The sequence below is a fragment of the Nonomuraea sp. NPDC050022 genome (genome assembly GCF_044460705.1).
Lineage (GTDB): Bacteria > Actinomycetota > Actinomycetes > Streptosporangiales > Streptosporangiaceae > Nonomuraea.
In genome coordinates, this window is record NZ_JBITKE010000021.1 from 125582 (window position 1) to 150482 (window position 24901).

The 24901-nt window shown below is 71.2% G+C and carries 26 protein-coding genes and 1 pseudogene; 13 read left to right on the forward strand and 14 right to left on the reverse strand.

What is annotated here, in order from left to right; all coding sequences use genetic code 11:
- Positions 1–10: 10 nt before the first annotated feature.
- Positions 11–865, reverse strand: a complete 855-nt coding sequence (locus tag ACIBO2_RS55425) for a helix-turn-helix transcriptional regulator (RefSeq protein WP_358541107.1) — start codon at positions 863–865, stop codon at positions 11–13.
- Positions 866–976: 111 nt separating this feature from the next.
- Between ACIBO2_RS55425 and ACIBO2_RS55430 the strand changes: the two genes are divergently transcribed.
- From ACIBO2_RS55430 to ACIBO2_RS55450, 5 genes are all read left to right on the forward strand, one after another.
- Complete coding sequence (locus tag ACIBO2_RS55430) at positions 977–1861, forward strand: NmrA/HSCARG family protein (protein WP_358541105.1); 885 nt, start codon at positions 977–979, stop codon at positions 1859–1861.
- The gene (locus tag ACIBO2_RS55435; RefSeq protein WP_358541102.1) at positions 1858–2388 is read left to right on the forward strand and encodes a cupin domain-containing protein; all 531 of its coding nucleotides are present in this window, start codon (positions 1858–1860) and stop codon (positions 2386–2388) included. The genes ACIBO2_RS55430 and ACIBO2_RS55435 overlap by 4 nt, the downstream gene beginning before the upstream one ends.
- 146 nt (positions 2389–2534) lie before the next feature.
- Positions 2535–3731, forward strand: coding sequence for an MFS transporter (locus ACIBO2_RS55440; protein ID WP_358541099.1), 1197 nt, complete (start codon positions 2535–2537; stop codon positions 3729–3731).
- Between the two features lie 136 nt (positions 3732–3867).
- Positions 3868–4980 carry a sensor histidine kinase gene (locus ACIBO2_RS55445; protein WP_358541097.1) on the forward strand — a complete coding sequence of 371 codons (1113 nt, stop codon included), beginning with the start codon at positions 3868–3870 and terminating at the stop codon, positions 4978–4980.
- Complete coding sequence (locus ACIBO2_RS55450) at positions 4971–5615, forward strand: response regulator transcription factor (protein ID WP_358541094.1); 645 nt, start codon at positions 4971–4973, stop codon at positions 5613–5615. Before ACIBO2_RS55445 ends, ACIBO2_RS55450 begins: the two co-directional genes overlap by 10 nt.
- A gap of 11 nt (positions 5616–5626) precedes the next feature.
- Here ACIBO2_RS55450 and ACIBO2_RS55455 read toward each other — a convergent pair whose 3' ends face one another.
- A complete protein-coding gene (locus tag ACIBO2_RS55455; protein ID WP_397305074.1) occupies positions 5627–7003 on the reverse strand; it encodes a DUF6596 domain-containing protein in 1377 nt (458 codons plus the stop codon).
- A gap of 148 nt (positions 7004–7151) precedes the next feature.
- Between ACIBO2_RS55455 and ACIBO2_RS55460 the strand changes: the two genes are divergently transcribed.
- The 3 genes from ACIBO2_RS55460 to ACIBO2_RS55470 all read left to right on the forward strand — a co-directional run bounded on the left by ACIBO2_RS55460 (position 7152) and on the right by ACIBO2_RS55470 (position 8890).
- Complete coding sequence (locus ACIBO2_RS55460) at positions 7152–7739, forward strand: helix-turn-helix domain-containing protein (RefSeq protein WP_397305075.1); 588 nt, start codon at positions 7152–7154, stop codon at positions 7737–7739.
- 36 nt (positions 7740–7775) lie between these two features.
- A complete protein-coding gene (locus tag ACIBO2_RS55465) occupies positions 7776–8000 on the forward strand; it encodes a hypothetical protein (protein WP_397305076.1) in 225 nt (74 codons plus the stop codon).
- Between the two features lie 62 nt (positions 8001–8062).
- Positions 8063–8890: a TetR/AcrR family transcriptional regulator gene (locus ACIBO2_RS55470; RefSeq protein WP_358541082.1), complete on the forward strand. Its 828-nt coding sequence runs from the start codon at positions 8063–8065 to the stop codon at positions 8888–8890.
- A 32-nt stretch (positions 8891–8922) separates the two neighbouring features.
- Here ACIBO2_RS55470 and ACIBO2_RS55475 read toward each other — a convergent pair whose 3' ends face one another.
- A complete protein-coding gene (locus ACIBO2_RS55475) occupies positions 8923–9675 on the reverse strand; it encodes a PIG-L family deacetylase (RefSeq protein WP_358541079.1) in 753 nt (250 codons plus the stop codon).
- A gap of 369 nt (positions 9676–10044) precedes the next feature.
- Here ACIBO2_RS55475 and ACIBO2_RS55480 point away from each other — a divergent pair, with 369 nt between their 5' ends.
- Positions 10045–10845 (forward strand): aminoglycoside phosphotransferase family protein, encoded by an 801-nt coding sequence (locus ACIBO2_RS55480; protein ID WP_397305077.1) that lies wholly within the window; start codon positions 10045–10047, stop codon positions 10843–10845.
- A gap of 81 nt (positions 10846–10926) precedes the next feature.
- Here the strand turns inward: ACIBO2_RS55480 and ACIBO2_RS55485 are convergent, their stop codons facing one another.
- Positions 10927–11574, reverse strand: a complete 648-nt coding sequence (locus ACIBO2_RS55485) for a TetR/AcrR family transcriptional regulator (RefSeq protein ID WP_397305078.1) — start codon at positions 11572–11574, stop codon at positions 10927–10929.
- A gap of 76 nt (positions 11575–11650) precedes the next feature.
- On the opposite strand from ACIBO2_RS55485, the gene ACIBO2_RS55490 reads away from it, so the two are divergent.
- Positions 11651–13156: an FAD-dependent monooxygenase gene (locus ACIBO2_RS55490; RefSeq protein ID WP_358541070.1), complete on the forward strand. Its 1506-nt coding sequence runs from the start codon at positions 11651–11653 to the stop codon at positions 13154–13156.
- 107 nt (positions 13157–13263) lie between these two features.
- On the opposite strand, the gene ACIBO2_RS55495 is transcribed toward ACIBO2_RS55490, so the two are convergent.
- The 3 genes from ACIBO2_RS55495 to ACIBO2_RS55505 all read right to left on the reverse strand — a co-directional run bounded on the left by ACIBO2_RS55495 (position 13264) and on the right by ACIBO2_RS55505 (position 16169).
- Positions 13264–13995 (reverse strand): SRPBCC domain-containing protein, encoded by a 732-nt coding sequence (locus ACIBO2_RS55495; RefSeq protein ID WP_397305079.1) that lies wholly within the window; start codon positions 13993–13995, stop codon positions 13264–13266.
- 1 nt (position 13996) lies between these two features.
- A complete protein-coding gene (locus ACIBO2_RS55500) occupies positions 13997–14581 on the reverse strand; it encodes a helix-turn-helix domain-containing protein (protein WP_358541065.1) in 585 nt (194 codons plus the stop codon).
- A 103-nt stretch (positions 14582–14684) separates the two neighbouring features.
- Positions 14685–16169 (reverse strand): FAD-dependent monooxygenase, encoded by a 1485-nt coding sequence (locus ACIBO2_RS55505; RefSeq protein WP_397305080.1) that lies wholly within the window; start codon positions 16167–16169, stop codon positions 14685–14687.
- 72 nt (positions 16170–16241) lie between these two features.
- On the opposite strand from ACIBO2_RS55505, the gene ACIBO2_RS55510 reads away from it, so the two are divergent.
- Entirely contained in the window at positions 16242–16928 is a 687-nt protein-coding gene (locus ACIBO2_RS55510) for a TetR/AcrR family transcriptional regulator (protein ID WP_358541059.1), read from the forward strand.
- Positions 16929–17048: 120 nt separating this feature from the next.
- On the opposite strand, the pseudogene ACIBO2_RS55515 reads toward ACIBO2_RS55510, so the two are convergent.
- The 7 genes and pseudogenes from ACIBO2_RS55515 to wecB form a co-directional block, all read right to left on the reverse strand.
- A pseudogene (locus ACIBO2_RS55515) lies at positions 17049–17354 on the reverse strand (recombinase family protein); the annotation flags it as partial.
- Positions 17355–17499: 145 nt separating this feature from the next.
- Positions 17500–18252, reverse strand: a complete 753-nt coding sequence (locus ACIBO2_RS55520) for a response regulator transcription factor (protein ID WP_357961094.1) — start codon at positions 18250–18252, stop codon at positions 17500–17502.
- Positions 18253–18350: 98 nt separating this feature from the next.
- Positions 18351–19028: a hypothetical protein gene (locus ACIBO2_RS55525; RefSeq protein WP_358541056.1), complete on the reverse strand. Its 678-nt coding sequence runs from the start codon at positions 19026–19028 to the stop codon at positions 18351–18353.
- Positions 19025–20260, reverse strand: coding sequence for a glycosyltransferase family 2 protein (locus ACIBO2_RS55530; RefSeq protein WP_358541053.1), 1236 nt, complete (start codon positions 20258–20260; stop codon positions 19025–19027). Before ACIBO2_RS55530 ends, ACIBO2_RS55525 begins: the two co-directional genes overlap by 4 nt.
- Positions 20257–20406 carry a hypothetical protein gene (locus ACIBO2_RS55535; protein WP_225302465.1) on the reverse strand — a complete coding sequence of 50 codons (150 nt, stop codon included), beginning with the start codon at positions 20404–20406 and terminating at the stop codon, positions 20257–20259. Before ACIBO2_RS55535 ends, ACIBO2_RS55530 begins: the two co-directional genes overlap by 4 nt.
- A 62-nt stretch (positions 20407–20468) precedes the next feature.
- On the reverse strand, positions 20469–22301 hold the full coding sequence (locus ACIBO2_RS55540) for a DUF2334 domain-containing protein (protein WP_397305081.1): 1833 nt from the start codon (positions 22299–22301) through the stop codon (positions 20469–20471).
- Complete coding sequence (gene wecB / locus ACIBO2_RS55545) at positions 22298–23560, reverse strand: non-hydrolyzing UDP-N-acetylglucosamine 2-epimerase (RefSeq protein WP_358541047.1); 1263 nt, start codon at positions 23558–23560, stop codon at positions 22298–22300. The genes ACIBO2_RS55540 and wecB overlap by 4 nt, the downstream gene beginning before the upstream one ends.
- 302 nt (positions 23561–23862) lie before the next feature.
- Between wecB and ACIBO2_RS55550 the strand changes: the two genes are divergently transcribed.
- Both ACIBO2_RS55550 and ACIBO2_RS55555 read left to right on the forward strand, forming a co-directional pair.
- Entirely contained in the window at positions 23863–24237 is a 375-nt protein-coding gene (locus ACIBO2_RS55550; RefSeq protein WP_358541044.1) for an MFS transporter, read from the forward strand.
- The gene (locus ACIBO2_RS55555) at positions 24198–24752 is read left to right on the forward strand and encodes a hypothetical protein (RefSeq protein WP_358541041.1); all 555 of its coding nucleotides are present in this window, start codon (positions 24198–24200) and stop codon (positions 24750–24752) included. The genes ACIBO2_RS55550 and ACIBO2_RS55555 overlap by 40 nt, the downstream gene beginning before the upstream one ends.
- Positions 24753–24901 lie beyond the last annotated feature (149 nt).

A 24901-nucleotide genomic window follows, 5' to 3' on the forward strand; every position in this document is an offset into this window, starting at 1 on the left:
GTCACGGAGATCATGGGGCTTCGAGCATGGAGGTGATCCGCTGGAGCGCCGCGTGATTCGCGGGCACCTGTACGACCATCACCAGGTCGGGGCGCTCGACCAAGCGGACCTGGAACATCTCCAGTTCGATCCGCCCGGCCTCGGGGTGATCGAGTTCGATCGTCGCGGGTCTGAAGGAGCGGATCGGGTATTCGTTCCACCATTCCCGGAACTCCGAACTCGCCGCGGTCAACCCGGCCACGATGTCGGCCAACCGTGGGTCGTCCGGACGCTGCCCCACCATGGCCCGGAATTGGCTGAGGACGGCCCGCGCCGCCGGCTCCCATCGGGTCATGCGGGCCCGGTTCTCCTCGTCGGTGAACATCATCCACACCAGGTTTCGCCGATCGGCGGGAAACCTGTCTGGATCATGGCGAACTAGCGCGTACGCCCGGTTCCACGCCAGGTAGTCGAAATGGCCGTCATAAATGGAGGCAATGTTCGGAGCCACGGCGTCGACAAAGCGTCGCAGTCGCGGACGTACGTCATCGGAGGGGGTTTCCCGGTCCGGGGCGGCGAGACCGGCGAGGTACCGAAGGTGCCGGTGGTGGTCCGGGCCGAGCAGGAGCGCGCGGGCCAGCGCGTCGATCACCTGAGCCGACGTGGAGATGTTCCGGCCCTGCTCCAGCCAGGTGTACCAGGTGACACCGACGCCGGACAGCTCGGCGACCTCTTCGCGCCTGAGGCCGGCGGTCCGGCGTCGCCCCGGTATGCCGTCTTCCGGCAGCCCCACGTCTCCCGGCCGCAGCCGGGCTCGCCTGGCGCGCAGAAAGGCACCCAGCTCGGCGCGCCGCGCCGCCTGTCCGTTGTCGTGGCCGCTTTCCACACAGCTCCCGTGGACGGTGAACCGACCGGCAGGTTAGCAGTATCTGTACCAGGATCGGCCGCCTCTTCGTCGTTAGCCTGATCATTGTCACCGTCGGGCGAAGGAGGGCATATGGCACAGCAGAAGGGACCGGTGCTGGTGATCGGGGCCACCGGCCAGCAGGGCGGCGCGGCCGCGCGCCAGCTGCTCGATCGTGGCTGGGAGGTGCGCGCCCTGGTACGGAATCCCGGCTCGCCGGGCGCTGAAACGCTGCAGGCGGCGGGAGCCACCCTCGTCACCGGCGACCTGGACGACGCGGCGTCGCTTCGGGCGGCGATGGACAGCGCGTACGGCGTCTTCCTGGTGCTGACCATGCTCACCGGGCCCAAGGTGACCCCTGAAGGAGTGATCGCCGAGGAACGGCGCGGCAAGGCGGTGGCGGAGATCGCCAAGAAGTCCGGCGTCGGGCATCTCGTCTACAGCTCGATCAGCGGCGCCGGCCTGGTGAGCGGCATCCCTTACTACGACAGCAAGGCCCGCATCGAGGAACGCGTCGACTCGCTCGGGCTACCGGCCACCGTGCTGCGGCCTGTCATGTTCATGGAGAACTTCACCTCCCTCACCCGCCCGGTCGTGGACGGCGACGAGCTGGCGGTCAACCTCGCCGTACGACCGGAGACGCGGGTACGGCTGATCGCGACGCAGGACATCGGGGCTTTCGCCGCGATCGCGTTCGACCAGCCCGACGAGTTCATCGACCGGAAACTCGAGATCGCCGGGGACTGCCTGTCCGCTCAGGCGATCGCCGAGGCCTTCGGCCGGGCCGGCGGCCTGCCCAGCCGCTTCCATCAGGTGCCCATCGAGCAGGTGCGGGCCTTCGACGAGCAGGTGGCCAGGATGTTCGCCTGGCTCGGCGACCGCGACGACGACGAACCCGACTTCCCAGCGCTGCGGGCCGCCCACCCGGGCCTGATGACGCTGGAGAACTGGCTGGAGGCAACCGAGTGGAAGCCATGAACGACCCGGACCTGACCGATGGACTGCTGCTCGGGCCCGGCGCCGGACGCCGGATCCAGACCGCCGGCATGACGGTCAAGTTGGGTGCGGAGCGGTCGGCCAGCTGGTCCATGTTCGAGGCGGACGTCGCACCGGGATTCGACGTCGGGGCGCATCTGCATCGTGAGGCCGAGGAGGTCTTCTACATCCTCGACGGGGAGCTCGACCTGCTCGCCTTCCATCCACGCGAGAAGGCCGACGGCGACTGGCGGACATGGGAGTCGGACACCGGCACGCCGGTGTTCAGAGGCGGTCCTGGGAGCGTCATGTTCGTACCCGCCGGCTGCCCGCACGCCTTCTTCAACCCCGGCCCCAAGCCTGCGCGAATGCTCTTCCTCGTCTCCCCGTCCGGCCACGAGCACTACCTCCGTGAACTCGCCGATCTGATAGCCGCCACCCAGCCACCCGATCAGGAGGCGATCGCGGCCCTGCGGGCCCGCCACGACATTCACCAGCTGACCTCCCTCATGAACCGCCCCTTGACGTAGCGGTGGACCACGGCCCGGCCGGCGGTCTCCGATAGGTAGGGCCACCGGGAGGCCTGTTCCCACCGATGGCGTTTTAGCCGATATTTCGCCCTTTCCCGCCTTCTGGGGTTGTTGCGATAGGTTGAGGCCGTGACGTACAGGTGGCCGTGGAGAAGGCGCGCGACCGGCTGGAGTGCGTGATCACCTGGCATCGGCGTCATCAGATGGCCCTGCTGCTGGCCCACTCCGTGGGAACGCAGGTGGTGACGTTCGTGCTGCGGCCGACCATGTCGTACGGGGCGATCGAGCTGCACGTCTCCGCGGCGTGGCTGGGCGTGCTGGGCGCCAGCTTCGCCGTCGCGCCGCTCCTCCTGGCCATCCCCGCCGGTCAGGCGGCCGACCGGTACGGCGAGCGGCGCATGGCCGTGGCGGGCGCGATCCTGCTCACGACCGCCTGCGCCGCCTTCCTCGCCTTCGGCCACACGATCCCCGGGCTGATCGCCGGCGGCGTCCTGCTCGGCACGGGGCATCTCGGCTGTGTCATCGCCCAGCAGGCGCTGGTGGCCAACGTGACCGAGCGCGGGCGTCACGACACCGCCTTCGGGCACTACACCTTCGCCGCCTCGCTCGGGCAGGCTGTGGGCCCGATCCTGATCATCGCGTTCGGCGGCGCCCACGCCATCCCGGACACCGGCCGGATCTACCTGTGGACCTGCGGGCTCGCCGCCGCGCTCGTCGTGCTGTCGGCGCTCCTGACCGGCAGTCCGCGGGCCACCGCGCGGGCCGGCGGCCAAGCCACGGGGGTGCGCTCGCTACTGCGGCTGCCGGGTCTCGCGCACGCGCTCGTGACCAGCTGCGTGGTGCTGGCCGCGGTCGACATCACGCTCGTCTACCTGCCGGCGCTGGGCACCGAGCAAGGGCTCGCCTCAGGCGTGGTGGGCGTCCTGCTGGCGATCCGCGGCGTGGCCTCCATGGGGTCGCGCTTCTTCCTCGGCCGCCTCTCGCACGCCTTCGGCAGACGGCGCCTCCTGGTCGCCGGCACCGTCGCGGCGGCCCTGGCCATGGCCCTCACGCCGCTGCCGATGCCGCTGTGGCTGCTGGTCTGCGTGCTGCTCGTCCTGGGGTTCGGGCTCGGGGTGGGACAGCCGATGACCATGTCGTGGCTCGCCGAGTCCACGCCCCCCGGTCTGCGGGGGCGGGCGATGTCGCTCCGGCTCGCGGGCAACCGTACCGGGCAGATCCTCATCCCGGGCGCGGCCGGGCTGGTGGCGGCGGGCGCGGGGACCGCGGGAGTGCTCCTGATCACCGCGCTGGGCCTCGGCTGGGCGGGCGTGGCCGCCCGCCGCCTGCCCGTCGACACATGACCCGCACCTCACGGACAAGTCGACACGTGAGCGGCGCTCCACAGACAAGTCGACATGTGAGCGGCGCTCCACAGACAAGTCTGCACACGACCGGCGCCCCCACGGGCGAGCGGTACAGCGCCTAGAATGCGCGACCGTGGCAGGCATTGTTTTCAGGCAGCTCACCGGAGTGCTGGCCGGGCTGGTCACCGGAGCCGCCGCCCTCGCCCTGTGGACCTTCGCCTGGCCGTACCGGAGCAGGTGGGCCCCGGGAATGGTGGCGCTCGAACGGGCCCGGCTGGCCGCCTGGTTCGGGCAGGAGACCGACGGGGCCGCGTCCGGTCACGGCTATCTCGCGCTGCGTGCCCTGGTCGGCGTGTTCGGGGGCTATCTCGCTCTGGCGCTGCTGTTCCTGGCCCTGCTGTTCCTGGGTGGCAGCATGTGGGTGCTGTTCTCCGGCGACTACGCGCCGGTGGCGCTGGACCTGCCGGGCATCAAGCTGTCGATGCACAGCTGGGCGGTCGGCCTGGCCTGCGGGGTGCTGATGCTGGCCCTGGGCGCGTTCTGGTGCCGCCTGCTGGTGGCGACCGAGCGGCGGCTGGCCGTACGCTTCCTCGGTCCCGGGCCGCAGGAGCTGATGCGGCGGCGCATCGCCGAGCTGACCGTCAGCCGGTCCGGCATCGTACGGGTGGTCGACGACGAGCGGCGCCGGATCGAGCGGGACCTGCACGACGGCGTGCAGCAGCGCGGCGTGGCGCTGGCCATGCTGCTCGGGCGGGCCCGGCACAGCCCCGCCGGGGCGGCCGAGCTGGTGGACCAGGCGTACGCCGAGTCCCGGCAACTGCTCGACGAGCTGCGCAGCGTGGCGTGGCGGATCTACCCGACCGCGCTCGACGAGCTGGGCCTGCGCACGGCGCTGGCGGGTGTCGCCGAACGTTCGTGCGTGCCGGTGACCGTCGACTACGGCCTGGCCGGGCGGCCCGTTTCGGAGGTGGAGACCGCCCTGTACTTCGTGGCCAGGGAGGCGATCACCAACGCGGTCAAGCACGCGCGAGCGCGGGACATCCTGGTCGTGCTGAGCGAGGACGAGCGGGCGGTACGCGTGGTGATCTCCGACGACGGCCGGGGCGGCGCCGACCCGGCGGGCGGCGGGCTGTCGGGGCTGGCCAGGCGGGTGATGGCGCTCGACGGCCGGTTCGAGGTCGACAGTCCGCCCGGCGGCGGCACCAGGGTCTGCGCGACCCTCCCGAAGGGAGCATCGTGCGGCTGATCCTCGCCGACGACGCCGTATTGCTGCGTGAGGGCCTGATCAGGCTGCTGGAGGAGGCCGGGCACGAGGTCGTGGCCGCGATCGGCGACGCGGAGTCCCTGATCGAGGCGGTGGCCGAGCACCGGCCGGAGGTCGCGGTGGTGGACGTGCGGATGCCGCCCACCCACTCCGACGAGGGCCTGCGCGCGGCGCTGGAGATCCGCGCGCGCTGGCCTTCGGTGGGTGTGCTGGTCCTGTCGCAGTACGTGGAGAAGACGTACGCGGCCAAACTGCTCTCCGAGGCCACCGAGGGCATGGGCTACCTGCTGAAGGACCGGGTGTCGGAGGTGGCGGACTTCCTGGGCTCCCTGGAGCGGATCCGCGCGGGCGGCACCGTCATCGACCCCGAAGTGGTCAGGCAGCTCCTCGCCCGCACCACCCGCGTGGACCCGCTGCGTACGCTCAGCGAACGCGAGTCGCAGGTGCTGCGGCAACTCGCCGAGGGCTTCACCAACGCCGCGATCGCCACGAACCTGCACGTCTCCCTGAGCACAGTGGAGAAGCACGTCAACGCCATCTTCGACAAGCTCGACCTGCCGGTGACCCCCGCCTACAGCAGACGGGTGCTGGCCATCCTGCGCCACCTCGACGGCTGAGGCGAGGTCGGTCAGAGCTGGGCGGCGCGCGACTCCAGGTAGCGCTGCTCGGGGAGGCTGAGGGTGCGGCGGGCGGCCAGCTCGTACTGGGTGCGCGCCGCCTCCCGGTCGCCCGCGAGGTCCAGCAGATGCGCGCGTACGGCCAGCACCCGGTGGTGCCCGGCGAGCGCCGGATCGGTCTCCGCCTTCGCCAGCCCGTCCAGCCCAGCCTGCGGCCCATGGACCATGGCGACGGCGACGATCCGGTTGAGCGTGACCATGGGCCCCGGCGCGATGCCGTCGAGCAGGTCGTACAGGGCGAGGATCTGCCGCCAGTCGGTGTCCTCGGCCCGCGGCGCCTCGTCGTGCACGGCCGCGATCGCCGCCTGCACCTGGTAGGGGCCGAGCGGCGCGGCGGCCAGCGTCTCGGTGATCAGCTGGACGCCTTCGGCGATAGCCTCGGCGTCCCATTTGTCGCGGTCCTGCTCGGCCAGCGGCACCAGCCCGCCGTCGGGCCGGGTGCGGGCCGGACGGCGGGCGTCGGTGAGCAGCATCAGGGCGAGGAGCGCGGCCACCTCGCCGTCGCCGGGCAGGCGGTCGTGGAGCTGCCGGGTCAGGCGGATGGCCTCGCTGGACAGCTCCACGCGGTGCAACGTACCGCCGGAGCTGGCGGTGTAGCCCTCGTTGAAGATCAGGTACAGCACATGCAGCACCGCGGCCAGCCGCTCGGCCTGCTCGGCCTCCGGGGGCAGCGTGAACTCGGCGCCGCCGCTCTTGATGCGCTGCTTGGCGCGGCTGATGCGCTGCGCCACGGTCGGTTCGGGCACCAGCAGCGCGCGGGCGATCTCGGCGGTGCTCAGCCCGCCGACGGCGCGCAGTGTCAGCGCCACCTGGGAGACCGTGGTGAGCGCGGGATGACAGCAGAGCAGCAGGAGTGTGAGCGTGTCGTCCACGGCGGGCGAGGGATCCGGCTCCGGCGGTGCCAGGGCGGCGGCGGACTCCTCCCTGACCCGCCGCCCCTCCTCGGTGAGCGCGATGCGGAAGCTGCGCCGGTCGGCCGGGTCGAGACTCCGCTCGACCATTCCCGCCGCCTCCAGCCGGTCGAGGCGGTTGGTCATGCCGGCCCGCGACATCATCAGCGTCGCCGACAGCTCCGACGGGATCAGGGTGTACGGGGGCCCGCCCCTGCGCAGTGCGGACAGCACGTCGAACTCCCCTTGGCGCAGCCCGTGACGCGCGAACACCTGCTCGACCGCCGCCTCCGCGACCCGCGCCACCATCGCGATCCGGCCGAACACCGCCATGGCCGACAGATCCAGGTCGGGCCGCTCACGGCGCCACTGCTCCAGAATCACGTCGATCGCGTCCCGTGACTGGTCAGATGCCTGCTCTTCAGGCGCGCCGTTCATGCGCTCGATCCTATTCGGCCCGCGATGGTCGGCCCCCGAACCAATCACGGTGCGGTGGGCCCCCGAACCGCCGACGGCCCTCTGGGCGATGGCTTGGATATGCGCAATTTTATTTGCGCAATTTTTCTTTTGCTTCTATGGTGGAGCCATGGCCACGCATGAGACCCGCCGCCTCAGCGATCTCGACGAGCTCAAGGCGTTCACGCACCCACTGCGGTTGAAGCTCTACCGGGCGCTGATCGTGGCGGACACGGCGACCGCCTCCCAGTTGGCCGACCAGGTCGACGAGGCCGTCTCCCTGGTCAGCTACCACCTGCGCAAACTCGCCGCGCACGGCCTCATCGAGGAGGCCGCGCCACAGACCGGCGACGGTAGGGAGCGCTGGTGGCAGGTCGCCTCGCACCACGTCAGCGCCAGGGCCCCGTCTCCGGAGGAGGGCCCGGAGATCGTCGCCGCGCGCACCGCCCTGTCCCGTGTGGCCTCCCGGATCCAGGGCGAGATGTACCAGCGCTACCTCGACGAGCAGCCCACCTGGCCCGCCGAGTGGCGCGGCGCCGCGTTCGCCAGCGAATACCTGACCTCGCTCACCGCCGAGGAGTTGCGACTGCTCGGCCAGGAGATGGACGCGGTCGTCGAGAAGTGGTGGGCGCGCGGCAAAGCCGCCGAGGCGGCGGGCGACACCGAGGGGCGCGAGCACGTCGCCCTGCAGTTCTTCGGATTCCCGTTCCGGGCCTGAGCGTCATGGCCCCCGAGACTTCCAGGAGGTCGGCACATGCACGCCGACATGCACCTCTACACCGAACGCCACAGAGCCGCCGAGTTGCGAGCCGAGGCCACCAGGTGGCGCCTGCTCCGAGACTGCCGGCGCGAGCTCCCGCCCAGGTGGGCGGCCGGCGTGACGGCGCTCGGCTGGACCATGGTGTCGGCCGGCCTGCGCCTGATCAGCCTGCCCCGGCGGCCATCGGGCACCGTCCCGCGCTTCGGTGATCACCACTGATATCCTTATGGCGTAAGGAGATTATGGCGTTAGGGATTATCGCGTCCGCAGGGGGTTGTCAGGTGGTGGTCTTCGCCGGCCAGGGAGACGCGCGCCGCTCGATGGCCCTGCTGTGGCGGGCGACGGGACCAGGACCGCGCACCGGTCCCGGCCCCAAGCCGGGGCTGAGCGTGGACATGATCGTGGACGCCGCGATCGCGGTCGCCGACGAGCAGGGCATGGCGGCCCTGTCCATGCGCGCGGTGGGCGAACGCCTCGGCCGTACGGCGATGGCCCTCTACACGTACGTGCCCAGCAAGAGCGAGCTGATCGACCTGATGCACGACCGCGCCCTGGCCGAACTGCCCACCGGCTACGACCTCGAACCGGGCTGGCGGGCGGCCGTGACGTCTTGGGCCGAGGACGTCCGGGCGTTCTACGTACGCCATCCGTGGGTGCTGCAGGTGTCGCAGGCGCGGCCGGTGCTGGGGCCCAACGAGTTCGTGATGATGGAGACGATGGTGGGCGTCCTGCGCGCCACCGGGCTGCGCGCCGGACCGCTCCGGGGCGTCGTCTCGCTGCTGACCGACTTCGTCCGGGGCGCGGCCAGGACGGTCGCGGAGTCACGGCAGGCGCCGGCGGCGACCGGGGTGTCCGACGAGGAGTGGTGGTACGCCCGATCGGCCCTGCTCGAAGAGGTCGCCCCCGGTTTCGCCGAACGATTCCCGATGGTCTCCTGGATCGAGACCGACGACCCGCCTCCCCCGCCGTCCCGTGAAACCCCGCAGTCCGGGCAGGCCACGACATACCTGGAAGACAAGGCACGACCGGCCTTCGCCGCCGGACTCGCCGTGGTCCTCGACGGGATCGAGGCGGCCATCGACCGGGCGGGCGTCAGACCGGCAGGCTGACCCCGGGCGGGGTCTGATCCGCCGGGCGGGCGTCAGACCAGCAGGCTCAGCTTCGGGTCGCCGCCGGTGTACCACTCGGTGGCGAGCAGCCGGTCGCGTGTCGCCTCGGGCAGTGCGGTCAGCAGCCCCATCGAGGCGCCGCGCTCGATCTCCGACTCGTGCGCCCGCACCGCCGCCCACTTGCGCTCCACCCACGGCTGGACGTCCACGGTGGCGGTGACCTCGTCGTCGGGTATGCCGGGGAGCGTCTGGTCGCCGCCGGGCGCGGCTCCGAAGAGGTCCTGCCAGGCGGACCGTACGATCGACCGGGGCAGGGTCACCAGATAGAGCGCACCCGGCCGCCACGGCGGGCCGGCGGCGGGATAGAGCTGGTCGTACCCGGCGGCTTCGACGGCCGCCAGGGTCACCCGGTGCGTGTGGACATGATCCGGATGGCCGTAACCGCCGTATCCGTCATAGGTGATCACCACATCGGGCCGGAAGTCTCGGATGTGCCCGACCAGCCGCCCGACCGCCTCGTCCAGCGGGGCGTCGACGAAGCGGGCGGCGCCCGGCGCCGACAGCCCGGCGTTGCCGTCGGCGTACCCGAGCAGGCGCGGCTCGCCCGCGCCGAGGATCTCCAGCGAGCGCGCCAGCTCGGCGACCCGGCGCGTGCCCTCGGTCCACGTGCAGGTGACGACGCCCGTCCTGGCGCCCGCGTCGGCGAACCGGGCGAGCGTTCCGCCGGTCCACAACGCCTCGTCGTCAGGATGCGCGTGCACGCACAGCAGGCTCGGCTCGGTCACGGATCCCCCTAGATCATCGGCCCGACGCCTGACGACGATACCGGCCCAAAACCCAATACCAGCCTAAAACCCGATGCCGGTCCAAAACCTGATGCCAGCCGGAAGCGACAACGGCCCGAAAGCGGTAACGGCCCGAAAAGCCTCGCCCGCCGGGCTTCTCCCCACCGGCGGACAAATACGTTGCTCAGCCTTCCCGGGCTGTGGCAGCGTCGGCCGGGACGGTATCCCGCGATCCAGTAGGAGGTGTGGCACATGGCCACCAAGGTCCTCGGCGAAGACTCGGCTCACACTTCGACGCGAGAGGTCGCCTGACGCGTACCGGGCTCCTCGCGTTGGAGTGATCTTCCATCACGATCACGAGGAGCAAGAGTGTCTTCCCAACCATCCTTCGAGCCCCTGCTGGGCGCCGAGGGCAATCCCACGCAGGTGGTCCGGCACGGCGACGTCGTGCTGCGCCCGTCCGGGCCGTGGACGGACAGCGTCCACGCGCTGCTGCTGCATCTGGAGAACGCGGGCTTCACCGGGAGCCAACGCCTGGTCGGCGACGGTTACGACGAGGAGGGACGAGACGCCGTGACCTACATCGACGGCGACTTCGTCCACCCGCACGCCTGGTCCGATGAGGGCGTGTGGCAGGCGGGCCGCCTGCTGCGCGAGCTGCACGACGCGACGGCCGGGTTCCGGCCGCCGCCGGACGCGGTGTGGCACCCGTGGCCGTTCGAGGGTTCCGGGCCGGATGCGATCATCAGCCATCGGGACACGGGGCCGTGGAACACCGTGGCCCGCGACGGCCTGCCGGTCGCGTACATCGACTGGACCACCGCCGGCCCGATCGACCGGCTGGACGACGTGGCGGGTGCCGCGTGGTGGAACGCCCAGTTGCACGACGACGACGTCGCCGAACGGCAGGGTCTGCCCGACGCGGAGACGCGCGCGGGTCAGCTGCGCCGCTTCCTCGACGGCTACGGGCTGTCCGCCGCCGAACGCGACGGCTTCGTCACGCGGATGATCGAGTTCGCCATCCGTGACTGCGCGTCCGTGGCGGTCAGGTCGCGGATCACGCCCGAGAGTACGGACCCGGGCCCGCTGTGGGCCCTGGCCTGGCAGGCGCGGGCGGCGGCGTGGATGCTACGCCACCGGCCACTCCTGGAGAACGCCCTCACGGCGTAGTCGAACAACGGTGGCTGCCGTTCATCGAACGGCAGCCACCCCCACACCGCCACCCAGTTCACCGAACAGCGGCCACCCCATTCACCGAGAGTCCGGCGCGCCCAGGTGGCCCAGCCCGTTGGCCAGCAGGGCGTATGCCCGCTCGGCGTCGCTCACCGCGCCCGGGTAGCGCTCGTCCGCGCTCTCGCCGCCCGCCAGCCGCATGGCGTTGTCAATCGTCAGCGTCCAGTGGACCGCCTGGATCTGGACGGCCGCCACGCGGGCGCCGAGCTCATCGACGCCGGCCGTCTCCCGTAGCGCGCCGGCGAGTGCCTGCTCGGCCGCCGCCTGGAAGCGGTGCATCCGGGCCGCCAGCGACGAGGTCTCGAAGACCATCCGGTAGAGCGCCACGATCGCGGGTATGTCGTTGAGCCCGCTGGCCGGATCACGCCTGGCCAGCGCGTCGAGGTAGTGCACCCGCAGCGCCTCCAGCGGCGTGACGTCCGCCGCGCGGGACTCGACCACCCGGGCGCTTTCGGTCTCGTGGTCGGCGAACCGCTGCACCAGGAGATCTTCCTTGGCCGGGAAGTACGCGAACAGCGTGCGCCTGGACACCTCGGCCGCCTCCGCCACCTGGGCCACCGACACCTGGTCATACCCGTACCGCAGGAACAGCTCGATCGCCGCCTCGGAGATCGCGGCGTGTGTCCGCTGCTTCTTACGCTCGCGCAGTCCGGGCTCGTTCGTCACGCTCGTCACCTTACCAGAAATCTGCACTTGGACTTTTTCTGCACTGGGTATATATTCGCACTCAGACGATCGAACCATGGGAAGAGGGCGGGTCATGAAGGACTTCGAGGTGGTCATCGCGGGTGCCGGACCGACCGGCCTGATGCTGGCGTATGAGCTGGCGCTGGCCGGGGTCGACACACTGGTGCTGGAGAAGCTGCCCCAGCGCATCGAGCAGATGAAGGGCGGCGCCGTCCAGCCCCGCACGCTGGAGCTGCTGGAGCTGCGCGGGCTGGTGGAGCCGCTGCTGAGCCGGGCTCTGGTACGCGAACCGGTCGGCGGCCATTTCGCGGCTCTGCCGGTGCCGCTGGACTGCGAGCCGTGGCGGACCCGGCATCCGTACCCGATCGCGGTTCCGCAGTGGGAGATCGAGGAGGTTCTGGAGGAGGCCGCGACCGCCCAAGGCGCGCGCGTCCTGCGCGACGCCGGGGTCACCGCGGTCGAGCAGGACGCCGACGGGGTGACGGTGAGCGTGGGTGAGCGCCGGTTCCGGGCCGACTACCTGGTGGCGTGCGACGGCGGGCGGAGCACCATACGCAAGCTGCTGGGCCTGCCGTTCCCCGGCCGGGACGGGACGTTCGTGGCGGTGCTGGCCGACGTCCGGCTGTCCGCCACCTCGGCGTCGGTCCCCCGGGCGCTCGGCCACATGAGCGGCCTGGTCCGGGAGGGTGGCGGCTACTGGTCCATGCTGGTTCCCATCGGCGGCGAGCGTTACCGGCTGACGTTCGGCAGCGAGGAGCAGGCGGGCTTCGACCGCGACGCGCCGGTCACGGAGGAGGAGGTCGCCACCGCGCTACGGGCCGTCTATGGCGAGGAGACCGTGCTGCGCGCGGTGGACAACTCCTCGCGCTTCACCGACGCGACACGGCAGCTGGCGGACTACCGGGCGGGCCGCGTGCTGTTCGCGGGCGACGCCGCGCACATCCACCCGCCGTTCGGCGGGCAGGGCCTGAACCTCGGCGTGCAGGACGCGATCAACCTCGGCTGGCGGCTGGCCGCGACCCTCCAGGGCCGGGCACCCGAGGGCCTCCTGGACCGCTACCAGGCCGAACGGCATCCGGTGGCCGCCCAGGTGCTGCACCACACGTCCGCGCAGCGCGTACTGAGCGCGCCTCGGCCCAGCCCGGACGTGGCCGCGCTGCGCGAGATCTTCAGCGACCTGCTGCGGCTGCCGGACGCCAACCGCCACATGGCCGGCCTGATGTCCGGCCTGTCGCTGGCCTACGACCTCGGCGGCGAGCATCCGCTGGCCGGGCAGCGGGTGCCGGACGCCGACCTGCTCGTCGGCTCGACGTCGACCCGGCTGTCCGGGCTGTTCGGCGCCGGGCACGCGGTCCTGCTCGACCTGGCCGGGATCGTCCCCGCCGAGTTCCGGCTGCCCGCGCGGGTCGATCTCGTACGGGCCAAGTGCGCGGACGACCTGGGCGCGGCGGCCCTGCTGCTGCGGCCCGACGGCTACGCGTGCTGGGCCGCCGACGACGCCGCCACCTGCGAGCGGAGCCTGGCGGCCGCGCTGGGCGAGCACGTGGCCGCACTGGACTGAGCGCCACGCGAGCGCAGTAGATGGACTGAACTCCGCTCGCCGGGCGCAGGGTCAATGCGGCGCCCGGCGGCAGGTCCCATACGTGGGCCGTGACCTTGTTCAGGCTTTCACTCGGCGAAAAGATGATCGAGCCAGGCGTGCCAGGCCGGACCCTGGTCGCCGGGGCCGGCGAAAAGGTGGTGCGCGGCGACCATCGAGCCGCCGAACCCCTGCAGGAACCGGTAGAGCGCGTCCGGGGTCCGTACACCGAGCGTCTGGGCGTTGGCGTAGTAGACGACGCCTTCGATCGGGGCGAGCCCGGGGGGCGCGAACCGTACGGTGTCGCCCGGCTTGGCATGGCCCGGGGTGCCGAGCGCGTCGTACAGGATCTCCCAGGCGCGCGGCCAGTCGGCGACGGGCGGCCCGAATTCGGTGACGGGCGTGGCGGTCCGGCCGCGGAAGTGCGTCAGGTAGGCGACCAGAGTGGCGAAGAACATCTCCAGCCCCCTGGACATGGCCTCGAACTCGGCCTCCCAGTCATCGCCCGGCAGGAAGCCGCTGGTCACCATGCGCAGCGTGGTGCTGCCCTGCTCGCGCCCTTCGACGAGGAACTCGTAGGCGACGACCCGGCCGTCCTCCGCCGTCGCGCTGGTGTGCGCGAACCGGGCGGGCGGCTCTTCGGCGGTCACGGTGGATTCGGGGATGTACTGGCCGAAGGCGGTGCGCACCACGCCGTCGGCCACCTCGTTACGGCCCATGAACCACGAGTCGATGCCGGGGCCGGTCGCGATGGCCGCCCACACCTCCTCGGGGGTCGCCCCGACCTCGGCCTGCTGGGGAAGCTCGAAGGAATGTCCCACTTCACCGCTCCTTCAGCGACGGGTGCACGGCGACGACCAACCGGTGGTCGCGACCGCTCTCGGCCGTCTCGTCGTGGTATTTGCTCACCAGCGCGGTCACGGCGTCGGCCAGTTCCTCGGCGAAGGCCGCGCGGTCGGCCGCCGAGGCGAACCGTACCTCGCCGTCGATCGCGAACGTCGCCACCCGCTTGCGGGCCTCGGTGGCGCCGGTGATCAGCGTCCCGACGTCGCGGACGAGTTGAGCGGCGACGGCGAGCAGCCAGCGGGCCGACAGCCGATCGGGCGCCTTCTCGGGATCGGGCTGCACCGCGGCCAGCGCGACCGGGGAGATCACGAAGGAGGCGGCCGTGGCCTGCATCACCCGCTCGGTGACGTTGCCCTTCTTGCGCTCCTCCACCAGCTCGACCAGCCCGTGCCGCTCCAGCGTGCGCAGATGGTAGTTGACCTTCTGCCTGGCCAGGCCGACCCTGGCCGCCAGCGACGTGGCCGAGCCGGGCTCGACCAGCTCGGCCAGCAGCTTCGACCGCATCGGGTCGAGCGACGCCTCGGCCGCCGCGGGGTCTTCGATCACCGCCACTTCGTACATGGTGAGACGATGACACCGAAAAAAGTTGTTGTCAAGAAATTCTGGTTGCTCGGCGGTCGACCATGCCGACCGCCGAGCGGAGGACGTCACGCCTCTTGAAGCGTCAGGCGGGCGGCAGCCAAGCGTGGAAGGCCGCCGTCAGGGTGGTGATGTCGGCCGGGCCGGGGCCGGATGCCCAGGCGACCGTGCCGTCGAGGCGGACGAAGGCGGCCGACAGGCCGTCACGGTCCTCGACGGTCGCCTCGACGATATCCAGTACGCCTCGCCAGGGTGCCGCCGCCTGCGCGATCTCGGGCTGCGACGGCGCGTGGACGAGCAGCGGCCGACCCGACGTGGCAAGCTCGGCGAGGGTCCGGGTGTCGCAGGAAGGCAGCGTGAGCCGCAGGTCGGGGCAGGGGCGGCCGGCCAGGGGGTGGGTTGCCGGATACGGGAGGTCGTAGCGGGTGCCGAGCCCGTTCAGCAGCCGCCCGAAGTAGCGGTTGACCTCCGGCAGGTCGAGCAGGTCCGACACGATGTCGCGCATGGCCGCCGCGTGCGCGCCGGGTCTCAGCAGCGCCGACTGGGCGCGGGTGTTGTGCAGGACGGCGGCGCCTACGGGGTGGCGTTCGGCGGTGTAGGTGTCGAGCAGGCCGTCCGGCGCGTGCCCGGCGACCGTGGCGGCCAGCTTCCAGCCCAGGTTGACCGCGTCCATCAGCCCCAGGTTCAGCCCTTGGCCGCCGTTGGGAGAGTGGACGTGGGCGGCGTCGCCCGCGAGCAGGACGCGGCCGAGCAGGTAGGTGGCCGCCTGACGGGCGACGTCGGTGAAGCGCAGCGTGTCGCGGACCGCTGTCACCTCGACCTCCACGCCCGTCACCCTGAGCAGGCTGTCGCGCATCTCCTCCCCGGTCAGCGGCGCCTCGCGGTCCTCGGGGAAGCCGTCGTGCTCGACCGTCGCCACCATGCCGGGCGCGCTCATGAACATCCCTGTCGGCTGCCAGCCCGGCGCGGGCAGCCGCTCCATGCCCGAAATGTCGCCGATCAGGCGCCGTACGACACTCGTGGGGGCGGTGCCGGGGAAGTCGAACCCGGCCAGCTTCCGTACCGTCGATCGGCCGCCGTCGCAGCCCGCCACGTACGCCGCGCGGACCCGCCGCTCCCCCTCCGGCGTCCGTACGGTCAAGGTGACGCCGGAATCGTCCTGGGCCAGGGCCGTCACCTCGTGTTCGCGCCGGACCGCGACGCCGAGCGAGGCCAGGTGCTCGGCCAGGATCCGTTCCAGGTCCGGCTGCCAGATCAGCGCGCCGGTCCGCCCGGGTTCCTCCTGGAGGTCGGGGTCGATCTTGTGGATCTGGGCGAAGTGCCCCTTCTCACTTCCGTGGTCGCGTGCCTTGTCGGCAAGACCCTGCTCCTGGAACTTCGCCAGGTCGTCCCCCAGCCCGCGGCGACGCAGCGCCTCCGCGGCCAGCGGCCCGATCCCGCGCGCCTTCGGCTCGCTCGTCGGCCGGGCGAGCCGGTCCAGCACCAGCGGCGTGACCCCGGCCAGCCGTAACTCGGCGGCGAGCAGCAAACCCACAGGTCCGGCTCCGACCACCACAACATCGGCGTCCATACGCCCTCCAAACTAGACTAGACCGTCTAGTCTCGTAGACTAATACCCATTCGGAGAAAGTGGGGACAAGCCATGGCCGACCACGGCCCGCGACGCTCACCGGCCAAGCGCCGGGCCATCCTCGGCGCCGCCATCCAGGTCTTCACCGACCTGGGCTACGCCCGCGCGAGCGTCGACGCGATCGCCGCGGCGGCGGGGGTGGGCAAACAGACCGTCTACGGCCACTTCGGCGACAAGCAACAGCTCTTCCTCGCCGCCGTCCAGGAAGCCAGGGCAGTGGTGGGAGGCGCACCGGGCAGTGCTACGGGAGGCAGCCCCACCCGCCGTGGCGCGTCCGCGAGCGACAACCCCACGGGCCGCGACGCGTCGGCGCAGGCCGCCGTCGCCTTCACCGGTGATCCAGGCGCTGACCTGACCGTGCTCGGGGAGCGGACGCTCGACATCGCGCTGTCGCCACGGGTGGCGGCGCTGCACCGGCTGACCATCGCGGAGGTGGGTCACCATCCGGAGCTCCAGCGCACCTGGCGGGCGAGTTCCTCGTCGCTGGACAGCGAGGTCGTGGACTACCTGCGCGCCTGCGACGGTGACGGCAGGCTGCGGGTGCCGGACCCGGCCAGGGCGGCTCGCCAGTTCCTGCACCTGGTGATCACCGACGCGCGGGTCGAGACGGCGTACGGGATGCTGCCCCTGCCCCCCGCACGACGGCACGCCATCGCCGCCGAAGCCGCCGACCTCATCGTCCGCGCCCACCGGCCCTGAGCCTGCTCGTAAAGCGGAACGGATGCCGCAGAAGAGCAGGCCTCTGAAGATGTAGGGACGTGGTGTCCGGCGAGGCTTGCGCCCTTCTGCGGCGGTTCTAGATGCCACCAGCAGGGCCTGAGCCTGTGCATAGACCTCATCGCTTACGAGCGCCTCATGCGTTGCGTTCTCCGACCAGATCCAGCTCTCCTGATCGTTCCATCGGAGCTTGGTGGTGTGGCCGAGCGCAACATCGTTGATGTCGATGAGGACCTCGTCCTTGTGCTGGCGGTTCCACACCTGCATCCCCGTGTAGCGGGGGTTGAGCAGGATCGCGCGCACGGCGGCCTTCGACCAGGCGACACCGCTTCGATGAGAGTTGCGTGCCCGGTCGTACGCCGAAGGGCACAGGATCCGATCAAAGATCACTAGCGTAGAAGCGGTCACACCTCAGGACGGTCACCGACCGTCGACAGGTTGTCCCGCACAACCTCGTCAAAGGGGTGGTCGGCGCCCAACGCCCGCTCACTGGCAGCGAGCGTCCGGACCGGCCTCGCGCAGCAGCCGGAGCGCGTCGCGCGGCGCCGTGTCGTCACCGCTCCCGCACAGCAGAACGTGAATCGGGACCATCGCGCATGTCCCCTCCGTCTCCGAACCTGTAGCCCACACCGTGCACCGTGCGCACCCAGTGGCCGGACCGGGCGTCGTCACCGAGTTTGCGCCGCAGGTTGGCGATGTGGACGTCTATCACGTGGGCGTTGCCCGGCCAGTCGGTGTGCCAGATCGCCCGGGTCAACGTCTCGCGAGGCCATACCCGCCTCGGGTTGGAGGCGAACAGCGCCAGCAGGTCGAACTCGATGCGGGTCAGCGGCACGGGCCGGCCCGCCAGGTGCACCTCGCGGCTCTCCTCGTCCACGACCAGGTCGCCGAACTCGTGGACCCCCGCCCGTTCGGGGAAGGCGCTCTCCGGCTCGCGGCGGGGCCGCCGGAACATCGCCGCGACGCGCGCCGCCAGCTCCCGCGGCGAGAACGGCTTGGTCATGTAGTCGTCGGCGCCCACCTCCAGGCCGATGAGCCGGTCGGCCTCCTCCGTACGGCCCGACACCATGATCACGTACGCGCTCGTCATCCCCCGCAGCCGCCGGCACACCTCGATGCCGTCCATGTCCGGCAGCATGAGGTCGAGCGTCACCAGGTCGGGCCGCCTCTGCGCGACCAGGTCCAGCCCCTCGGCCCCGGTGGCCGCCTCCGACACCTCGAAACCGGCCATCCGCAGGACCTCGCACAACAGCCTGCGCATCTCTGCGGTGTCCTCGATGACCAGTGCCCCCGGCCGTTCCACCACGCCATCACCTCGAGTCAGCCACCGATCGCCGGCGAGCGCGGTGGCGGCGCGGTCGCACGACCGTGACCCGGCGATCCCTCCCCCGTTCAAGGCCTCACTTACCGCAGCGAGCCGCCGCGAAACCGCCGTGCCGCAGATGCGACGCGCAGGTCGGTGAAGCAGGTCGTGGCGTCCTCGTTGTAGAGGCCGGCGTGGCCGCCCCGATAGGGCCGTTCACGGTCGTGGAAGCGGACCAGGTGACGGCCGTCCACCTTGGCCGTGATCGTGGCGCCCACCTGGTGGATCTCGATCGTGTGCCACACGCCGAGCGCGTAGGACCGGGCGCCCGTGGCGAGGTAACGCTGGTTGCCCGGGTAGCCGGGGGTGACCTTGCCGAGCTCCCAGCCGTTGGGTTTGGGCACGAGGTAGTAGAAGTGGTCGTCGTCCGTGTAGTGCCACACGACCCAGGCGACCTCCCAGGCGTTGGGCGTGGGGCGCCGTAGCTGGTGCAGGGTCCTGGCCCGTACGCGGATCCGGACGTCCGTGTAGCGGCCGGTGGTCAGGGCCAGCGCGGCGTGCGTCTCGGCCGGGGCTCGCGCGGGCCGCGGTGACAGCCGCCACACCCACCGGTCGCCGGCCTGGTACGTGCACGCCCTGCCGTACCCGTCGTAGGCCAGGAACAGCCCCGCCCGGACGGTCCCCTCCGGCCACGGGACGCACGGGGCGGGCGCGGCGGGCGCCACCGGGAGGGCGAGCAGCGCGACGGCGGCCAGCGCCGGGCCTGCGGGCGCTCTCACGCGGGTCCCGGTGACGGATCGGCCAGCCGTTCGGTCTTCATCCAGACCCGCCGGCCGCGCGCCGCCCGCCACAGCCCCCGGCAGGCCGCCACGAGCCAGACCAGGTTGTAGACGATGAACAGGTGACCGTAGCAGAGCCCGCGCAACCGCCCCATGTCACCGCTGATGCGCGCGTAGAGCGGCCCCAGCAGGAAGGCCGCGCCGAACGTCAGCGCGTACCACGACGCGATCGGCACCGGCTGGATGAGCTGCTCGCGCGCCACCGGCGAGAACGCCACCCCCACCAGGGACGCGACCAGCGAGATCGTCATGAAGGCGCCCACGAAGATCAGCAACGGGCTGAGCAGCACGTTCAGCAGGTCGGTCGCCATCCGGCCGGACGCCTGCCCGACCACCGACGGCACGAGCCGCAGCGCCTGAAGGTGCCCCTGGAACCAGCGTGAGCGCTGCCGCGCCAGGGCGCGCACGCTGACGAGCCCCTGCTGGCTCACGGTCGCGTCCGGGACGCAGGCGGTACGCCAGCCGGACAGCACCATCCGCACGCCCAGGTCCAGGTCTTCGGTCAGGCTGGGCGACCACGGGTCGTCACCCAGGTCCAGGAGGGCGCTCAGTCGCATGATCTGGCCGTTGCCGCCGAGCCCCGCAGAGCCGATGCGGGTGCGGGTGCGCTGGAACATCCAGGTGTAGACGACGAACTCCATGTCCTGCATCCGCGTCAGGAGGCTCTGCGTCCGGTTGCCGATCCGCACCCCCATCTGGACGGCGCCGACCCGGGGGTCGGCGAAGTACGGCAGCGCCGTGTCCAGGGCCCGCGGGTCGAGCCTGCCGTCGGCGTCCATCAGGCAGACGAGGACACGGTCGGCGTCGTCCAGCAGTTCCTCCGGAAAGTGGCGAAGGGCGTGGTTGAGCGCCCGGCCCTTGCCCTGGCGGGCGTCCGGCGGCTCGCGCCTGAGCAGGCGGACCAGCGGGCCGGCGACCCGCCGGACGACTTCGGCCGTCCCGTCGTCGGAGCCGTCGTCCACGACCAGGACCTGGCCGCCGTGCAGGGCGCTCAGGGTGGCGGCGATGACCCGCTCCTCGTTCAGGCAGGGCACCAGGAAGACGACGGAGAAGTCGCCGTCGTCGCCGGCGGGGTGCTCGGCGATGCCCGCCGATTCCAGGTACATCCCCAGCGTGTAGGTGAACCCCAGCAGCACGGCCGACAGCGCGCACAGGACCAGCACGGTGATCATCGGCGCCTCCTGTGGGCGGCCAGCACGAGCGTGCCGAGGACGACGACGTACAGCGCGAACAGCAGTCCGGCGACCGCCAGGGCGAGGCGGGCCACGCCGAACGCCGTCGCCCCGACGTCCACGGCCCGCGCGAGGAGCTCAGTCATGGTGCTTGCCTTTCCTCTCTCCTAGCTGACAGGGGGCCCCTCTTAGCTGAAGGGGGCCACTCTCATAGCTGACAGGGCGCCACGAAGCGGTATCCCATCGACTTGAGCCGGCCGACGATGTCCTCCAGTCGGTCGGCGCCGAGGAAGGGGTGGTAGAAGAACCCCGCGACGTTGTCGCGTACCACGAGCTGCGCCTGGGCGTGTTCCACGATCGCCTCTGGGGTCCCCTCGTCCTCCATGACCGGGTCCCGCTCCACCATGCCGAGGGTCTCCGGGACGACGACGCTGCCATAGACGTCGCGGATCACGTACGGGGCGAACTGCTCGTCCATGTACGGCGACACCGGCGCGTGGCCCTCCCAGCCGGGGGTGAAGTAGGCCCCGCGGTCATAGCGGGCGGCGAACCTGCGCGCGATGACGCGGTAGTCGTCCGGCGAGGCGGCGTAGTGCGGCACCTCGAAGACGTGCGGCTCGGGCAGGCCGGCCGCGCGGACCTCGGCCACCGCCTGGTCGAGACGGTGTTCCATCCAGGTGGCCGAGTCGCCGTGGATCGCTCCGTCGTAGATGAGCCGCCGCTGAGCGTCGAAGTGGGTGCGGAAGAACTCGAAGTCCTGCCCGCTCTCCCCATTCGTGGGATTGGGCGGGCCGTCCGACTGGTGGGTGTAGCCGTGCAGGACCATCGTGCCGCCGTGCTCCAGAAGGTAGACCAGGGCCCGCACCAGCTCCGGCCGGTCCCGCAGGCGGATGGTCGCCCGCTCCTGACCGTCCTCCAGCGGGCCGCGGTAGACCGGGATGACGCCGAAGCTGAACGGGACGCCGAGCCGGGACAGCGTCTCCCCCGCCGCGCGGATGGCCTCGGGATCGGCCTGCGGTCCGAGGTCCTCCAGGCGGACCAGGGCGCGGTGGCGGGCAGGCGTTCCGGGAGCGAGCAGGTCGAACAGCAGGTCGGACACGGCCAGGAAGCGGTCGTCGTCCTCGTCGATGTTCAACGCGACCTCGGCGACGTAGGTGAGGTTCCCGGACCTGACGGCCCAGGGACCCGTCCGGCGATCCGTCGTGACCGCCGTGGCCAGCACCCGGGCTCTGCTGGGGTCGAGAGCGGCGAACGTGCTGATCGGTCCCTGGGCGGGATCGCGGCTCAGCAGCACCCCCTTGTACTGGACGCCAGTGACGCGCTCCAGGCCCGCGCCGCGCTGGACGACCTGCCCGGACTGCGGGATCGGCGGCTGGGCGTCGGGTCCCTGGCGCGGAGGCCGGCGGGGCGCCAGGCCCTCGCCGCCCCATCGCCAGCCGTAGCGCCGCGCGAAGTCGTCCGCCGTGGTGAGCGTGCCGATGTTGCCGCCCAGCCAGAGAACGGGGCGCCGGCCGGCGAGCACGTCGCCGCGCAGGGCCGCCGGAAGCCGCTGGGCGCTCGACATGCCCACGTACACCAGGGCCCGGTGGCCGGCCAGCATGCCGGCCCGGTAGGCGCTCGTCCGGATCACCCGTACCGGCCCGAAGTGCGAGACCAGGTTGGCGGCGCGGGCCGCGTACACCTGGAACGCGGCCGGCCCGTCGGCGTCGTCGACGGCGATCAGCGTCGCGTTCGCGTTCGTGCCGCCTTTGTCCGTGCCGTTTTGAGGCGTGCTCTTCTGGTCCCTGCCGTTATGGTGCGTGCCGTTCTGGTCCATGCCCGCGCGTGCTGCCGCCGGGTTCGCGGACCGTCCGTCCGGCGCGTCCGGGCCGTTCGTGCTGCACGCCGGCCACGTACGGGGCGCGGGCAAGGTCACCGGCTCCTTCCTGGAGAAGATCCCCAGGCTGGCGCCCGACACGACGAGAGCGCTCAGCAGCAGAGCCGCCAGCCACCTGAGCCCGGCGTGCCGCCGGAGCCCGCCCGCGCGCTCGCCGTCGCTCATCGCACGATCACCGGCCTCACGCCATGGCTCGCCGCCTCGACCTCGACCACGACCCGGTAGCCCTGTTGGGGCACGTCCTGTTCGGGCAGCGCTCCGAACGGGACGGGGCGCGGACCGAGGCCGAACAGGTGGGCCAGCGCCGCCAGCACCCGCTCAGTGGCCCGCCCGTCGCCGTAGGGATTGCGCGCCCGCGCCATGCGCCGGTAGTCCTCGGGCGAGTGGAGCAGGCCGCTGACACCGGCCACGATGCCGTCCTCCTCGGTCCCCACCAGCCGTGCCGCCCCGGTGCGGAGCGCCTCGGGCCGTTCCGTGGTGTCGCGCATCACGAGCACCGGCTTGTTCAGGCTCGGCGCCTCCTCCTGGATCCCGCCGCTGTCGGTGAGCACGAGGTACGAGCGGCGCAGCAGGCGGGCGAAGTCGCCGTAGTGGAGCGGCTCGGTGACCGTGATGTTCGGATGCCGGTCGAGACGCGGGAGCAGGGCGCGCCTCACCTCCGGGTTCGGATGCATGGGGAAGACGAGGTGCACGTCCCTTTCACCGGCCGCCGCCAGCCGGGACAGGGCCCGGGCGATGCCCTCCATCCGGTCCCCCCAGGACTCCCGGCGATGCGCGGTGACCACGATGACGCGCCGGCCGTCCTGCTCCAGCGCGGCCAGCCTCGGTTCCCTGTACCCGTGACCCGTACAGGTGCTCTGCAGGAGCGCGTCGATCACCGTGTTTCCGGTGACGACGATCGACTCGGCGGACACGCCCTCACGAAGGAGGTTGTCCGCGCTGCCCGAGGTCGGCGCCAGGTGGAGGGTGGCGATCCGGCTCGTCAGGCTGCGGTTCGCCTCCTCCGGGAACGGCGAGTACAGGTCGCCGCTGCGCAACCCGGCCTCCAGATGCACGACCGGCACCCGGTGGTAGAAGGCCGCTAGCGCTCCGGCCAGCGTGGTCGTCGTGTCCCCCTGCACGACCACCGCGTCGGGACGGTACGCGGCCACGAGACCATCCAGCCCGCAGACCGCCCGGCTCGTCAGCTCGGCGAGGGTCTGTCCCGGCCGCATGATCCCGAGATCGACGTCCGGTTCGATGCCGAACGTCTCATGGACCTGGTCGAGCATTTCCCGATGCTGCCCTGTCACGACCACCACCGGCTCGAAGAGCGCCGCCTCGGTCAGGCCAATGACCAGGGGAGCCAACTTGATCGCCTCGGGCCGCGTGCCGTACACCACCATGACGCGACGTACGCCCGACCCCGCACGCCAGGTGCCCACGAGCCTCGTTGAAGAGCACATAAAACGACAATTCGCACTAAAACATTCAGCAATCCTCAAGACTGCCTCAGCACTACCTCAATTCGTCCGCGATGCCAGGGGTTGGGGATCGTCCGGGTTGACCTGGAAACTCCTCGCCCACCCCTTCTGGCGACGACTCCTCGCAAACGCCCACCCAGCAGACCCGCCCGAACACCTGCGCCCCATCAGAGGACCGCCCCCCAGGAGCCCCTCGAGCCCCGCACCCTTCAACGCACGCCTTGCTCCGGAGACTCCTCGTCCACCCACCCGAATAGTTCATCGTGAGCTGGCTGGCCTCCACCTGGGCCGCGCCGGACCAGCTCGGCTGGCGCCTGCTGTGGCTGATCGGCCTTCCCACCGGTCTCATCCTGCTGCTGAACCGCTGGATCCCGGAGTCGCCGCGCTTCCTGATCAAGCAGGGCCGCGATGAGGAGGCCCAGACCGTCATGCGCAAATACGGCGCCACCATCGTCGAGACGCCGTCCGAGCTCGCCGTCGAACAGAACCTGGGACGCGGCTCCCGGCTGGCGTTCAGCAAGCCGTTCCTCGGCCTGACCGTCGTCGTCGTCCTGCTGGCCCTGAGCATCGGCACCACCCAGTACGGTTCCAGCAGTGAATGCCGTCCAACCTCCAGCGGCTCGGCTTCTCCGAGGTGAACGCGAGCGAGATCCTCCGTAACGCCGCGATCATCGGGTTCCCGTTCAGCCTGCCGATCGCGCTGCTGTACGGATTCTGGAGCAGCAAGAAGACCATCATCCTCGTGACCGCGGTGATGGGCGGCTCCCTCGCCACCTTCGCGTTGCTGGGCGATCAGGTGGCCGCCAACCGCACTCTGCTGTACGTCCTGCTCGTTGTGCCGGTATGGGGAATCAGCATCCTTAACGCCGTGCTCGCCGCCTACACCGCGGAGATCTATCCGACCGTGATCCGCGCCCGCACCAGCGGTCTGTCCGCTGGAGCGACCAAGGCCGGTGGCGTGCTGATCCTGGCCCTGGTGGTCACCGCCGTCGCGATCCCTTCCGTACGAGTGACCGCCGCTGTCGGCGTCATCCCGATGGCCCTGGCCATGATCGCCCTCATCGCCTTCGGCCCGGAGACTCGGCACAAGCAACTCGAACGCATCACGGCCGAGCAGCTCATGTCGTACTCCCGACGATCCGGCGAATTGTAGCCAGCTCCGGGCTGGGCGATCTTGTTCGCCGGGCACGCAGCGTCATCTTGGTGGTGAGGGTGAAGCGGTGTGCAATTGGTTCGGCTCCCCCCTGCGACACCGCCCGAAACGCGGAACGAATTTTGCCGCATTGCTCCCTAGGGTCAGTT